The organism is Exiguobacterium chiriqhucha RW-2 (assembly GCF_000416965.1).
In the GTDB taxonomy this organism is placed as follows: Bacteria; Bacillota; Bacilli; order Exiguobacteriales; family Exiguobacteriaceae; genus Exiguobacterium; species Exiguobacterium chiriqhucha.
Genome location: NZ_ATCL01000021.1, coordinates 47,843 through 61,536, shown reverse-complemented (window position 1 = coordinate 61,536; position 13,694 = coordinate 47,843). Strand labels below are relative to the sequence as shown.

The 13,694-nt window shown below is 53.8% G+C and carries 13 protein-coding genes; 7 read left to right on the top strand and 6 right to left on the bottom strand.

What is annotated here, in order from left to right; translation table 11 throughout:
* Positions 1-37: 37 nt before the first annotated feature.
* The 5 genes from M467_RS29335 to map all read left to right on the top strand — a co-directional run bounded on the left by M467_RS29335 (position 38) and on the right by map (position 4,905).
* Entirely contained in the window at positions 38-889 is an 852-nt protein-coding gene (locus M467_RS29335; RefSeq protein ID WP_029596042.1) for a CvfB family protein, read from the top strand.
* 163 nt (positions 890-1,052) lie between these two features.
* Positions 1,053-2,561 carry a degradosome RNA helicase CshA gene (cshA, locus tag M467_RS29330; protein ID WP_087576473.1) on the top strand — a complete coding sequence of 503 codons (1,509 nt, stop codon included), beginning with the start codon at positions 1,053-1,055 and terminating at the stop codon, positions 2,559-2,561.
* Positions 2,562-2,662: 101 nt separating this feature from the next.
* Positions 2,663-2,914, top strand: a complete 252-nt coding sequence (locus M467_RS29325; RefSeq protein WP_021067789.1) for a hypothetical protein — start codon at positions 2,663-2,665, stop codon at positions 2,912-2,914.
* 45 nt (positions 2,915-2,959) lie between these two features.
* Positions 2,960-4,144 carry an EAL-associated domain-containing protein gene (locus tag M467_RS29320; protein WP_029596040.1) on the top strand — a complete coding sequence of 395 codons (1,185 nt, stop codon included), beginning with the start codon at positions 2,960-2,962 and terminating at the stop codon, positions 4,142-4,144.
* Between the two features lie 11 nt (positions 4,145-4,155).
* Positions 4,156-4,905: a type I methionyl aminopeptidase gene (map, locus tag M467_RS29315; RefSeq protein ID WP_021067787.1), complete on the top strand. Its 750-nt coding sequence runs from the start codon at positions 4,156-4,158 to the stop codon at positions 4,903-4,905.
* A gap of 49 nt (positions 4,906-4,954) precedes the next feature.
* On the opposite strand, the gene menC is transcribed toward map, so the two are convergent.
* The 6 genes from menC to M467_RS29285 are packed head-to-tail and all read right to left on the bottom strand — an operon-like array spanning position 4,955 to position 12,055.
* Positions 4,955-6,022: an o-succinylbenzoate synthase gene (menC, locus tag M467_RS29310; protein ID WP_021067786.1), complete on the bottom strand. Its 1,068-nt coding sequence runs from the start codon at positions 6,020-6,022 to the stop codon at positions 4,955-4,957.
* Positions 6,006-7,376: an o-succinylbenzoate--CoA ligase gene (gene menE, locus M467_RS29305; protein WP_021067785.1), complete on the bottom strand. Its 1,371-nt coding sequence runs from the start codon at positions 7,374-7,376 to the stop codon at positions 6,006-6,008. Before menE ends, menC begins: the two co-directional genes overlap by 17 nt.
* 49 nt (positions 7,377-7,425) lie before the next feature.
* On the bottom strand, positions 7,426-8,250 hold the full coding sequence (gene menB, locus M467_RS29300; RefSeq protein WP_021067784.1) for a 1,4-dihydroxy-2-naphthoyl-CoA synthase: 825 nt from the start codon (positions 8,248-8,250) through the stop codon (positions 7,426-7,428).
* The gene (locus M467_RS29295) at positions 8,251-9,024 is read right to left on the bottom strand and encodes an alpha/beta fold hydrolase (protein ID WP_021067783.1); all 774 of its coding nucleotides are present in this window, start codon (positions 9,022-9,024) and stop codon (positions 8,251-8,253) included.
* Complete coding sequence (menD, locus tag M467_RS29290) at positions 9,024-10,673, bottom strand: 2-succinyl-5-enolpyruvyl-6-hydroxy-3-cyclohexene-1-carboxylic-acid synthase (RefSeq protein WP_021067782.1); 1,650 nt, start codon at positions 10,671-10,673, stop codon at positions 9,024-9,026. Before menD ends, M467_RS29295 begins: the two co-directional genes overlap by 1 nt.
* Entirely contained in the window at positions 10,670-12,055 is a 1,386-nt protein-coding gene (locus tag M467_RS29285; protein ID WP_021067781.1) for an isochorismate synthase, read from the bottom strand. Before M467_RS29285 ends, menD begins: the two co-directional genes overlap by 4 nt.
* Before the next feature lie 166 nt (positions 12,056-12,221).
* Between M467_RS29285 and M467_RS29280 the strand changes: the two genes are divergently transcribed.
* Together M467_RS29280 and M467_RS29275 are read left to right on the top strand one after the other, a co-directional pair.
* Positions 12,222-13,121, top strand: coding sequence for a 1,4-dihydroxy-2-naphthoate polyprenyltransferase (locus M467_RS29280; RefSeq protein ID WP_021067780.1), 900 nt, complete (start codon positions 12,222-12,224; stop codon positions 13,119-13,121).
* An 18-nt stretch (positions 13,122-13,139) separates the two neighbouring features.
* Positions 13,140-13,691: a beta-class carbonic anhydrase gene (locus M467_RS29275; protein ID WP_021067779.1), complete on the top strand. Its 552-nt coding sequence runs from the start codon at positions 13,140-13,142 to the stop codon at positions 13,689-13,691.
* Positions 13,692-13,694: the final 3 nt, after the last annotated feature.

The following is a 13,694-nucleotide window of genomic DNA, read 5'->3' as shown; positions in this document are numbered from 1 at the left end:
ATACTGACAGTAATAGATGAAAAAGGATGTGGATTGTATGGCATTACGTGCAGGAGAAGTAGTAGACTTGGTCGCGGAACGTTCAGCTGATTTTGGAGTGTTTATCGGTAACGGTCGCGAAGAGGTACTCCTTCATCGAAAAGAACAAACAGAAGAAGTTGCGGTCGGACAGACGGTACGCGTCTTCCTTTATCACGACTCGGAAGGACGTCTCGCTTCGACGATGACGATTCCTAGTGTCACGTTCGATGACTATGAATGGTATGAAGTGACAGGGGTCCGGTATAACACAGGTGTGTTCGTCAATATCGGGATTCAAAAAGATGTACTCGTCTCATTAGATGATCTTCCTGAGAACCGGTCGTATTGGCCGAAAGAAGGAGACAAGCTATGCATTCGTCTCAAGTACGACCAAAAGAGCCGCCTCCTCGGCGAACCGGCTCATTATGCGTACTTGAACTTATTGGCGCGTCCCGCCAAAGAAGAGTGGGGCAACCAAGATGTGCAGGCGATCGTCGTCAATCGACGCGACGTCGGTGTGAACGTCTGGGTCGAGAACGAGTCGCTTGGCTTCCTACATGAAGCAGAGATGACACGTTGGCCGCGCCTCGGTGAGCAATTGACGGTGCGCGTGACACAAGTGAAGCAAGACGGGACGGTCCTCGTCTCAATGAAACCTCGGGCCTATGAGGCGATCGACCCGGATGCGGAAAGTATCCGTGCCTACATTGAAGAGCGCGGCGGCCAAATGCCTTACGGCGACAAGACGGCGCCGGATGTGATTGATCGTGAGTTCGGGATGAGTAAAGCAGCGTTCAAACGGGCGCTCGGGAAACTGCTGAAAGAAAAGCAAGTTGAAAAACTCGACAATGGCTATAAATTGAAATAAGATAACTCATGTCCAGGTGGCTATAAAAAGTTTTAGAATGTATTTCTTTCATTTTAGAAACAAATGCGTTATAGTAGTAAGAGTTGACTACGAGGAAACATTGTAAAAACGTCTGTAGAACTAAACCTCAGACGTTTTTTGTATGAAAAAAGGAGAATATAATTTGACAAAATTCCAAGATTTACAGTTAAGTGAAGTATTAGTAAAAGGTGTACTCAAAATGGGCTTCGAAGAAGCTACACCGATCCAAGCTGAGACAATTCCTGTCGCACTCACAGGAGTGGACGTATTAGGTCAAGCGCAAACAGGTACAGGGAAAACAGCAGCTTTCGGTATTCCGACAATTGAGCGAATCGATACAAAGGCACGTCAAGTCCAAGCACTTGTTCTTGCACCGACACGTGAACTTGCGATTCAAGTTGCAGAAGAATTGAACAAAATTGGTGAAGCGAAGCGCGTTTACGCACTTCCAGTATACGGTGGCCAACAAATCGACCGCCAAATCCGTGGTTTGAAAAAGAACCCACAAATCGTCGTTGCGACACCTGGACGTCTCATGGACCACATGAAACGCAAGACGATCAAACTCGACGAGATCCAAACAGTGATCTTGGATGAGGCAGATGAAATGCTCAACATGGGCTTCGTTGAAGATATCGAGATGATTTTGAAAGGCCTTCCGGCTGAACGTCAAACGCTTCTCTTCTCTGCAACAATGCCACCACAAATCAAGAAGATTGCTGAGCGCTTCATGAAGTCGCCGACAATCATCAAAGTCAAAGCGAAGGAAATGACAGTTGAGAACATCAACCAACAATTCCTCGAATTGCGCGAAGGCCAAAAATTCGATACGCTTTGCCGTTTGATCGACATCGACTCACCAGAACTCAGCATCATCTTCGCTCGTACGAAGAAACGTGTTGACGAAGTGACAGAAGCACTTATCAAACGTGGTTACACGGCTGATGGTCTTCACGGTGACTTAACGCAATCAAAACGTGACCAAGTCATTCGTCGCTTCAAAAACAGCACGATTGACATCTTGGTCGCAACAGACGTAGCGGCACGTGGTCTTGATATCACAGGCGTTACACACGTTTACAACTTTGACGTCCCACAAGACCCGGAAAGCTACGTGCACCGTATCGGACGTACAGGCCGTGCTGGTAAAACAGGTACAGCTCTTACGTTCATCACGCCACGTGAATTCGGTCAAGTCAAAGCAATCGAACGCGTAACAAACAAGAAGATGAACCGTCGTCACGTTCCGACAATCGCAGAAGTGCTTGAGGGCAACCAAAAGCAATCGGCTGAAGATTTGATCGAACGTGTACAAGCGGGCGACTTCAAAGCTTACACGCAACTTGCGACTGAGCTTCTTGAAGAGTACGAAGCAGTCGAGCTTCTCGCAGCGGCACTTCGTGGATTGACGAAAGAGCCAGATTCAACTCCGGTTGAAATCTCGTATGCAGAACCAGTTCGCGTCAAACGTCAAGGTGGACGCAACGACCGTGGTGGATACCGTGGAAATCGCAGTGGCGGCGGCGAACGTCGTGGCGGCGGTGACCGTGGTGGACGCAGCGGTGGCGGCGGTGGATACCGTGGCAAACGCACGGGTGGAGAAGACCGTCGTCGTTCAGACGACCGTGGCCCACGCCGTCCGCGTGACTAATCAATAACCCAAAACCGCATCTCCCTAAGTGGATTTGCGGTTTTTTTTTTGGTGTCATGCTACACTAAACGAGTAGAGACAGAAAAATGAGGTGTCAACGGATGATTGAACTAGGTTTTGGTCTCGTCATACTATTGGCGTGCGTCCTGGCTTTGAAACCGATTATAACGCGGACCGAGCGTCCGAATTTCCGATATATCCCGGTCGCCACGCTCCTGTTCGGCGCCATGATTTGGCTGGTGATGGCCATCGGCGTCGGTGGGAAGATGGGAATCGGGTACGGTGTGATGAGTATCGTATATTTCATTGCTTGTTTCGGTGCCTATATGTATGTGCATACACGAGCGAGCTGAGCCCAGCTCGCTTTCGTGTTTAGAAAAAAAGACGAGGTGATCAAGGTGGATGCAGTGGATGTGATGATGAACCCAGAGGAAGTCGAAGTGACATTTGAACCGATTCTCGGGGCTGCTACCTTTCAAGTAGAGGGGTATATGGTGCATGGGCAGTTCAGGGGCGAGTCGCTCACGCCTTTCTTTTATGACGATGACGTTCCGCTTGAGTACCAGCTCGATATCGCTAAACGAATGGAGCGTCTTGCGGCCGAACAGTTGCGGGACGAAACGCAATTCGTCACGTTCCGATGTCGGTCGGAATGGATTCTCGATCAAGGCGGCGAGGCGTTTTTGGCCCCGCTGCGGGAGTTGAACTTCCCGCTCCATCGCATTTATGTGACGCTTCAAGGGACCGATCTCGTCGACGTGTCACGTTTGTCGCGAGTCGTCCAATATTATCGTTCGTCCGGTGTCAAAGTCGCGCTCGACTTCGCTGAGTCGACAAGCATTGAAGATATCATGACGGTGGCGCCTGAGATGCTACTCGTCGATTTGGCGACGATGGTCGAGAAGAAGACGTTATCGGTCACGTATCCGCAAATGCTTCAGACGATGGAATATATCGCTTCCCGTCTCGGGGCACCGCTCCTGTACAAATCGATTGATCACCTCGGACAGCTGCGTTATGCGTGGCGTCACGGCGGACGTTATTATATGGGTGGACTCCTTGGTCAAGGTGATGCGACACCGCCGCGCGAAGCGAAAGGCATGAGCGTCTTGACACAAGAAGTGCCGTCATTTTTCTTGCACGATCAAGAGCGGATTAAGCGATTGTATGAGCTTGAGTTCGAACTCCATAAACAAATTCACGACCTCGTCCAAAGCGGGAAGTGGTCGCGCGATAAAAAAGATGAATGGTTGCTCCATATTGCGCCGAAACTCGAAGGAACGTTCGTCCGTTACTATTTGACGGACCAAACCGGGTTCCAGACGAGCGCGAACGTCTATCAGGCGCAGTCGAATTGGACGGTCGACAATACGTATCGCGGCTATAACTGGAGTTTCCGGCCGTACTTCATTCGCACGATGGCGGCGATGGACGTGCGCGGACGAGGCTACTTGTCCGAGGATTATCGTGACTTCAGCTCGAACGAAGTGACACGGACGTTCAGTTATCCGTTACCGGATGGCATGTTCTTGTTTGCGGATTTATCAGAAGAGTTCTTATATCAAAATCGACTATTAGATTGAGAGGGAAAACGATGTTAGATTATGATTACGATGCATTGCGTGAGATTGGACGGATTGTCGCCTTGGCGCGCGACGAGATGGCGAAAGCGGTCAAACCGGGCATGACGACGAAACAGTTGGATGAGATTGGACAACGTATTTTGGAAGCGGAAGGGGCCGCCTCGGCCCCGATTACGATGTATGAGTTCCCAGGCTACACGTGCATCTCCATCAATGAAGTCGCAGCCCACGGGATTCCGGGCGACCTTGTCATCCAAGACGGGGACGTGGTCAACGTCGATGTATCGGCCGTGAAGGATGGCTACTATGCCGACACTGGGCGTACGGTCATCGCGGGCACGCCGAAATCGGCTAAACACGAGCGTTTGGTCGAAGTATCATTGACCTCGCTCGAAGCAGGTCTCAGTAAAGTGAAGGCGGGCGTCAAGGTCAACCAAATCGGCAAGGCGATTTATGCCGATGCCCGGAAGAACGGCTTCACGGTCATCCGCAACTTGGCGGGCCATGGTCTTGGGCGCACCCTTCACGGGGAGCCGGAGACGATCTCGAACTACTATAGTCGTGAAGAAAACGACATCTTGAAAGAAGGTCAAGTTATTGCCGTCGAGACGTTCATCTCGACGCAAGACGAAATCGTCTATCAATCGGAAGAAGACGGCTGGTCGTTGTTCACCCCGAACAACAGCCTCGTCTCTCAATTCGAGCACACGGTCGTCGTCACGAAAGACGGCTATGAAGTGTTGACGGGCACATTCCGTTAACGATGAAAAGGCGGCAGACGCGAGGTCTGCCGCCTTTTTTGCGGAGTTTTTACAGGAGTCGAATCGTCTGTTCGCTCAGTTGCTCGATTGTCGTCCAATCCGGTGCGACTTGATCGGGAAGCATCAACTGTCCGTTCTCGACCTCGAGCGGGGTATCGAGCAAATCGGTCTCGAAGTAAACGCTCGTCCCGGCCATATCGGCCGGGTAGGCGGCTCCGCTCATTGAGGCGAATAAGAGCGTGTGATAACGGCCGATGGAGGACTCATACATACCACCGACCCAGTAGGGGGTGCCGCTATCGCGAATCGCGAGTGCCTCGCTCCAGCCGCCGACGCGGGCCGGTTTGATATTGACGATGCGACCGGCTCGAAGTCGATGCATCGTCGCCACGTCTTGAGCCGAGCTAATCGATTCATCGAGACAAATCGGTGTGGCGAGCCGTGCCTGCAAGTCTGCTGTCTCGACCCAATGTGTGCTCGGATAAGGCTGCTCAATCATCAAGAGACGGTAGGTATCTAACGCCTCAAACCAGTCAAGCGGTTGCTCGGAGCCACTTCCGTTCAAATCAATCATGAGCGGGGCGTCCGGAAAATTGTTCCGAATTTCGCCGAGCGCAGGGAGTAGTTCATGCGGGGACGCTTTTAACTTGATCCGGTCGAATCCGGACGCGAGCGCAGACTCGATGGCGTTCAATGTTTGACTGAGCAGACCGATGCCGATGGTCCGGCCACAGGCCACGGTGTCGCCGGCTTGGACGTATTGTTTTAATGTCTGATTCGCGCGGGCCGCTTCCACTTCCCATAGAGCGCTCTCCCACATCGCTTTCGCCATCGGGTGGCCGATGATGGAGCTGACATGGGTACCGAACGAGGCGGCGGACAACGTCATTCCTTTCAACAGTTGGATAATTAAAGCGGACGTATCGATGACGGAGCGGACGGTCTCAGCCGTATACCATGGCGTCTCGAACGCGACACCTTCCCCGTAGCCGACAACACCGTCGACCGTCTCCAGACGGAGGATGGCCGTCCGTCTCGTCGTCAACACGGCGTGGGCGGTGACAATCGGATGTTTGAACGTGAGGGGGACGATATACAGTTCAGCGCGACGAATCATGGTCAGCCTCCTTTAAGCGATGACGCATCAATTTACCGTTGGCGTTACGAGGCAACTCGTCGACGGCAATCCATGCTTTCGGATGTTTATAAGACGCCAGATGGTCGTGCAACAGCTGAATTGCCTCATCGAAATCGAACGTACCGACCGTGAAGGCGACAGGTATCGCTCCCCAAGTCGGGTCGGGACGACCGACGACCCCTACGTCTTGAATGCCCTGGCAACGCAATAACACGCTCTCGATTTCGGCTGGATAAATGTTCTCGCCGCCAGAGATAATCAAGTCACTGCGACGGTCATGGACGTACAAGTAACCGTCCTTGATTGTGCCGAGATCACCGGTCTGCCAATAGCCGTCGGGCGTCCAGGCGTCGGCCTCTGGCTGTCTATAGTAACCAGGGGTCACCGTCGGTCCGTTCACTTCAATCTCCCCATCCGCATTGATACGGAGTTGGGTCGGCGCAATCGATTGACCGCTCGAACCGATGTGGGCGAGCGCCTCGGATGGCAAGAGCGTCGCGACTTGCGAACACGTCTCCGTCATTCCGTACGTCTGGGCGACCGGTAACTGCCGCCGCTCGGCTTCTTCGAGCAACGGGCGCGGTACGGGACCACCACCGACGAGCAGAAGTCGTAGCTGATGGCGGGAAAGACCTGCGTCGAGGAGACGCTGAAGCATGACGGCGACAAGCGAGATGTGGGTGATTCTTGCCGTCTCAATCAACTCGAGTGTCCGGACGACATCGAACTTCGGTTCGACGTATAATGTCGAACCGAAACGGGCGCTCCGATACACTTGGGCGAGTCCGCTCATATGGAAGAGTGGCGTCACGATGAGCATCCGATCACTCATCCCATATCCGAGGCGCGTCTTGGCCGCCTCGGCGCTCGCGATGTGATTGCCGAACGTCTGCTTTACGGCCTTGGCTCGACCGGTCGTGCCTGAGGTGAACATGAGCGACATGACTTCATCGTCTGCCCACTCGTGCGGTGTGGCGAGTGACGCCTCATCTCGTGACGTCAACGCGAATTGGGTGATCGACAGTTCAATCGGTTCATCGACGAGCAATACATCGATATCGGCCGTCTCGATTTGTCCTGCCAGTTCGCTCATCGTCAACCGCGTGTTGAGCGGAACGAGCACTTTTCCGAGTAACTGGATGGCATGGACAGCGATGACATAATCAGCGCTGTTCGCAGCGCGTAATCCGATATGGCGGGCTTCGGGTGCGACCCTTTCCAGGAAGTGGGCCAAACGGGCACTCTCCGTGCTTAACTCGGCCCAGGTCAAACTGACGGACGCGGTGACGAGTGCCATGGCATCACGTCGATGTTGTGTCACATAACGATTCATCATCAGGACCTCCAAAAAAAGAGTAGCGAAGTCGCTACTCTTTGTCGATTTACGGGAAACGCGGGAACTGACCGAAGTCTGGGTCGCGTTTTTCTTTGAAAGCGTCGCGTCCTTCTTTCGCTTCGTCTGTCGTGTAGTAGAGAAGCGTCGCGTCGCCGGCAAGCTGTTGAAGTCCTGCAAGTCCGTCCGTGTCGGCGTTCATCGCTGCCTTCAAGAAGCGAAGTGCCGTCGGAGAGTGTTGCAAGATCTCTTGGCACCATTGGATCGTCTCGGCTTCAAGTTGCTCGAGTGGGACGACCGTGTTGACGAGTCCCATGTCAAGCGCTTGCTGTGCGTCGTATTGACGGCAGAGGTACCAGATTTCGCGTGCTTTCTTGTGGCCGATGATGCGAGCCAAGTAACCTGAACCGTAACCGGCATCGAACGAGCCCACTTTTGGTCCAGTTTGACCGAAACGGGCGTTGTCGGCTGCAATCGTCAAGTCACAGACGACGTGCAAGACGTGTCCGCCACCGATCGCATAACCGGCTACCATGGCGATAACTGGTTTCGGGATGACGCGAATCAAGCGTTGAAGGTCGAGGACGTTCAAGCGTGGAATCTCGTCGTCACCGACGTAGCCGCCGTGGCCTCGTACTTTTTGGTCGCCGCCTGAGCAGAAGGCTTGATCGCCTTCACCAGTCAAGATGATGGCACCGACTTCTTTATCGTCACGGGCGCGTGCGAACGCGTCGATGAGCTCGTTTACCGTGAGTGGACGGAACGCGTTCCGTACTTCCGGACGGTTGATGGTGATTTTGGCGATGCCATTCCACTTCTCGTACTTGATATCTTCGTACGTGCGGACCGATGTCCAGTTTGCTACTGATTCCATTTAAATTCCCCCTAAAATCAATTTCTCTATCATTGTACCAAATTGTTGGGCATTCTCGACATGTGGAGCATGAGATGCGTCCGAAATTTCATGAATTTCAATATCGGGACGAATCAACTGCATGTTCCTAGCAATCTGTTGAAACTTCACATCGTGTTCTCCGACGATCAAATCGGTGCGAGGTAAACGGTCGAGTAGCGGCCAGAGCGACGGCATGCTACCCGTCCCGATGGCGCGGAGGCTGTCCGCGAGTGCGGCTGGACGTTGGGCCAACCGCTCAGGACGGAGTGCGGCACGCATCTCATCAGTCTGATGCCAGAGCGGAAGCTGTTCCCAACGGTCGACGAACGCCTCCAGTCCTGCTTGCTCGATGAATTCGGCGAGCTTTTCGTCTTGAAGCCGGCGTTGTCGACGTTCGGCCGCACTGAGTCCGGGCGTCGTGCTAATCCCAATGAAATGGGTGACCCGATCATCATAGGCGGCGAGTGTCATGCCGATACGTCCGCCGAGCGAGTAACCGACGACCGTCCACGGACCTTCGTCCGTATCGAGTAGCGCCGACAAGTCTTTTACCTGTTGACTCATCTTGGCACGCTCGACCGGCTGATGGCCCGTTTCACCATGTTGCAACAGTGTCGGGGCGACGAGTCGGACGGGTAGTTCCGGGAAGCGGGAAAGCCATCCCGCGTTTCCTGTGAAGCCGTGCAACAGCAAGACCGGCCGCCCGTTGCCGCGTTCGAGCACCTCGTACGAGACGCCTCGCAGCGGACGCATCACGACTCATTCCCCGTCGCCAAGCGGTCCGTGAGCGAGGCAGTCCAAAGACGGTGCTCCGCCACGTTCGTCGTACGGTCGGATGGGAACTCGATGAGTTGGACGCCCGCCTCGATGGCGGCCGTGACGTCTTCAGGCTGCTCGAGCCGTTGATAGCTGAGCCCGTACGTGTCAGCGAACCCACGTAGATTCAACTGCAGCGGCGTCCCGAACAAGTCCTCGAACATTTGCGGTGCAATCGAAGCTTGTGGCAAGAAGGAGAAGATGCCGCCCCCGTCGTTGTTGACGACGACGATGGAGAACGTACCTGGGTGCGATCTGACGAGCTGGAGCGCGTTGCTGTCATGATAAAACGCCAAGTCGCCAATCAACAGGGCGGCCTTGTCCGTATCGTGACAGGCACCGAGCGCGCTCGAGATGATGCCGTCAATCCCATTCGCCCCGCGGTTGGCGACGACGTCAATCGACTGACCGGCTGAAAGTGTCGTATCGATATCACGAATCGGCATGCTATTGCTAACGAAGATGCGTTCGAGACGTGACGCTAGCAAATGACGCGTCAATGCACTTTCTCCGCTCAAAGCAGGTTTCGCGGATTCGGTGATCTGTTCGAACAACGCGAACCGATCGAATAAGTCGACGTCATAGTTTTTGTTGATGGCGGCTACATAATCAATCGCATCTCCGTACACGACCGTAGCATGATTTGACGGGTCGCGGAACGAGCCCGGTTGCTCAATCAAGACGCACGGGACGTCCTGGAGCCACTGGTTCAATCGTTTCGAGACAGGAGCGGCGCCGAAGCGGACGACCGTGTCAGGCGTCCATTCCGTCCGATGCTCGCTCGCGAGCCACGTGTCGTAGTTCGTCAGCACGTGATCAAATCGGCGCATCCCGCTTAACGGGTCGGCGAAAATCGGGATTTGATACGTCCGTGCCGTCTGATAAATCGGTTCGAGCCATGACGTCGGCGTCCCAGGACCGACAAGAAAGGCGAGATGCGCGACATCGATTTCTCGTTTGAACCGGTTCACGTCACTTGTTGTCGGCTTGAGATAAGTCGGTTCAGACCATTCGGCGTTCCCGTCAAGCAGTGACGTTAAGCGTTCGATGTCCGGCACTAACGGCTCGCGGAACGGGATGTTCATGTGGACCGGCCCGAACGGGGCGTGCAGGCTCGTCCGGACGATTCGGGTCACCGCTTGTTCCATATAACGCTGACTGGCGGCTTCAGGAACAGGGAGGTCGATACTCGCTTTGACGTGTTCGCCGTACAGTCGGACTTGATCGATTGCTTGAGGGGCGCCCACGTTCCGTAGTTCGTGCGGGCGATCCGTCGTCAATACGATGAGCGGCAGTTGCGAGATGTTCGCCTCGGCTACCGCAGAAAAGTAATTGGTCGCGGCGGTGCCGCTCGTGCAGATGAGCGCGACCGGTCGCAACGATGAGGTGGAGCGGGTCAAGCCGAGAGCGAAGAAGGCGGCCGAACGTTCATCGACGATGATATGATGACGGACGCTCGGATGAAGATAAGCGGCCATGGCCAGCGGGGTCGAGCGCGAACCGGGACTGATGACGATATCCTCGACGCCTTGTTCGACGAGCCGGTTCATCATCTGGGCGACCCAATCCGTTAACGTTTCATTCATGCTTGATTGCCTCCTGCGCTTACTTTGTCCAACCCGAGTGCTTGCTTGATTGGACTGAGCTTGATTTCCGTCTCGGCGAGTTCCGCTTCGAGCTCAGACTCTTGGACGATTCCACAGCCTGCGTATAGCGCCACGAATTGGTGATGCACGAGGGCGGATCGGATTGAGACGACGAATTCGCCTTCTCCTTCCGTATTCAACCAGCCGAACGGCGAACCGTACCAACCGCGGTCGAAGCGCTCAATCTCACGCAATAAGCGGACAGACGTCCGTTTCGGTGAACCGCCGAGCGCGGGGGTCGGGTGGAGCGACTCGATGATGGACAGCAAGGACGCATTCGTGTCGAGCGTCGCTTGAATCGGTGTATGCAGATGGAACACCGAGCGATTTTCTAATATACGCGGCGTCTCGGGTGCCTTGATGGTAGCAGCGTATGGGGTGAGGGCATTTTTAATGTCCTTCACGACGATTTGATGTTCCTCTAAATTTTTGGCGTCGTGCAACAGCGTCTGTTTGGCAGCATCCGCCTCGATTTCTGTGTCCGGTCGTTTAATCGTCCCGGCGATAGCGGCCGTTTCGATATACGGTCCTTGCTTTTTGACGAGGCGCTCTGGGGTCGCCCCGAAAAAGCCGATTTCGCGCTTCGGTTGATATAAGAAGACGTAACTGCCCGTTTGATGTTCTGACAAATGGCGTAACGTTGTCGCGAACGGGAACGGATCTTCTGATGTTTGATAAATCTCTTCACGGGCGATGACGATTTTCTCGACACGTTCTTCCGAGATGTTCAATTTGGCTTGTTGGAAGCTCGACTTGAAGTGGTCGACGCCATCTTTCACTTGAGAGTAGGTCGGTGCCTGCTCGTCGGGAGCGTGCAACGCGTTGAACTGGGCGAGCTGATCGGCCAGTTGAATCAAATATTGTTCGACTGAACGTTTCGCGGAGACGAGTGTCGAGACGGTCAACGTGTGTTTGTCACCCGAACGGCGATATAAAAATTTAGGCACGACCAATGACGCTTCGCCGAACGCTTCCCACATATTTTTCTGGGGGCGGATGAACGTGTCGAACGAGAAGCCTGAGAACGCATAAATGACCGCATCGACGTCCCGGCGGTGCAGGCTCCAATCATATTGCAACCGTTGGAACCGTTCCGGGCCAGAAGCCGTCAACACGAGCGCATCGGCACATCCGAGCATCTCGAGGGAGCGGTCGGGTGTCGAAAAATAATAATGGGACGTTTCGGTATTTTGAATGATATGAAACGCGTCGAACGAAGGGATCTCCCACGTGTAGGAGGCCAAGACCGGCCGTTGCCAAGCACGTGCCCGTTTATGGGCTTGCTCGATTCGTTGTTTAATGTGTGTTTGAGTATCTGGCATGTAAGAAAAGCCTCCTCAATCCAATGGAATTCTCATTCTTTAGTGTATCATGACTTCACGGCAGAACTGGCCGTCAAATGCTCGGGAAAGTGAAGGGAACCGTTCGAGCGACTGGCATTGACAGATTTTTTTAAAGAGACGTAAACTAACGAAGGGAGGGAAGTGCATGAAGAAGAGAGAGAAAGGTGCCTATTGGCGCATGATTCGTCCGCACACATTGACGGCGAGCTTCATACCGGTGCTGTTAGGGACGTTCATCGTCCTCGGGCAAGTCGAATTGAAATGGGGACTGTTCCTAGCGATGCTCATCGCCTCGGTCTTGATTCAAATCGCGACGAATTTATTCAATGAGTATTACGATTATAAGCGCGGGCTCGACCATGAAGGATCGATCGGAATCGGCGGTTCAATCGTACGCGATGGATTCACACCGGGCCAAGTCCTCGGGATTGCCCTTGGGATGTACGGGGTAGCGGCCGTGCTCGGTCTTTATATCGCCGCTTCGACGAGCTGGCACTTGATTTGGATCGGCGTGTTGTCGATGGTCGTCGGGTTCCTCTATACAGGAGGTCCGCTTCCCATCGCCTATACGCCGTTCGGTGAACTCGTCGCCGGTCTGTTCATGGGGTATGTCATTATCGGGATTTCAGGATACATCCAAATCGGAACGGTGACGACGGAGTTGTTGCTCGTGTCGTTCCCGATGGCGCTGTTAATCGGGGCCATCTTGCTCGCGAACAATATTCGCGACTTAGATAACGATAAAGTGAACGGGCGCAAAACGATTGCCTGTCTCGTCGGACATCGACGTGCGGTTCTCGTCTTAGCTGGATTCTTTATCGCGGCGTTGATTGGCATTATCGTCGCTGTCGTCGGGTTTGGCGTGACGCCTTGGGTGCTGTTGTCACTCTTGACCATTCCGATTATGATTCGGGCGGTGAAACGCTTTTGGGTCAAACAGGAACCGGCTCAATTGATGCCAGCGATGGCGATGACCGCAAAAGTGAACACGTTGTTCGGTGCTTGGATGGTCATCGGTTTGATGGTCGCGCGATTCATCGCGTAAATAAAAGGAGGGAACCATATGTCAGTCGTTCAAGAAATGTTAGCGTTCAATGAAAAATTCGTCTCGGAGAAACAATACGAAGAGTTCGTCTCGGACAAGTTCCCCGATAAGAAAATTGTCATTTTAACATGTATGGATACACGTCTGACGGCGTTACTGCCGAAAGCTCTCGGTTTGAAAAACGGGGATGCTAAAATTATAAAAAATGCGGGTGCTGTCCTATCACATCCGTTCGGTTCGGTCATGCGTTCCATTCTTGTCGCGCTGTATGCGCTCGGAGCGGAAGAAGTCATCGTCATCGGGCACTATGATTGCGGGATGGCGGCCATCGACCCAAACGCGGTCATCGGCGAAATGGAGCGTCGCGGGATCGAACCGCAAACGCTCCAGACGCTCAAATCGTCGGGTATGGATTTGGAGAAGTGGCTACACGGGTTTGACTCGGTCGAAGCGAACGTCGTCAACTCGGTCAGTCTCATCAAAAATCATCCGCTCTTGCCACCGGGCACGAACGTCCACGGATTCGTCATCGATCCGGCGACGGGACGTCTCGATGTCGTCGAAGCATAACGT

Bases quoted from the DNA above. Each gene is read 5' to 3' on its own strand.
- M467_RS29275 (WP_021067779.1), top strand. From the start codon at position 13,140: ATGTCAGTCGTTCAAGAAATGTTAGCGTTCAATGAAAAATTCGTCTCG.
- M467_RS29335 (WP_029596042.1), top strand. From the start codon at position 38: ATGGCATTACGTGCAGGAGAAGTAGTAGACTTGGTCGCGGAACGTTCA.
- map (WP_021067787.1), top strand. From the start codon at position 4,156: ATGTTAGATTATGATTACGATGCATTGCGTGAGATTGGACGGATTGTC.
- menB (WP_021067784.1), bottom strand. From the start codon at position 8,250: ATGGAATCAGTAGCAAACTGGACATCGGTCCGCACGTACGAAGATATC.
- menC (WP_021067786.1), bottom strand. From the start codon at position 6,022: ATGATTCGTCGCGCTGAACTGTATATCGTCCCCCTCACGTTCAAACAT.
- menD (WP_021067782.1), bottom strand. From the start codon at position 10,673: ATGAATGAAACGTTAACGGATTGGGTCGCCCAGATGATGAACCGGCTC.
- M467_RS29325 (WP_021067789.1), top strand. From the start codon at position 2,663: ATGATTGAACTAGGTTTTGGTCTCGTCATACTATTGGCGTGCGTCCTG.
- M467_RS29285 (WP_021067781.1), bottom strand. From the start codon at position 12,055: ATGCCAGATACTCAAACACACATTAAACAACGAATCGAGCAAGCCCAT.
- M467_RS29295 (WP_021067783.1), bottom strand. From the start codon at position 9,024: ATGCGTCCGCTGCGAGGCGTCTCGTACGAGGTGCTCGAACGCGGCAAC.
- menE (WP_021067785.1), bottom strand. From the start codon at position 7,376: ATGAATCGTTATGTGACACAACATCGACGTGATGCCATGGCACTCGTC.
- M467_RS29280 (WP_021067780.1), top strand. From the start codon at position 12,222: ATGAAGAAGAGAGAGAAAGGTGCCTATTGGCGCATGATTCGTCCGCAC.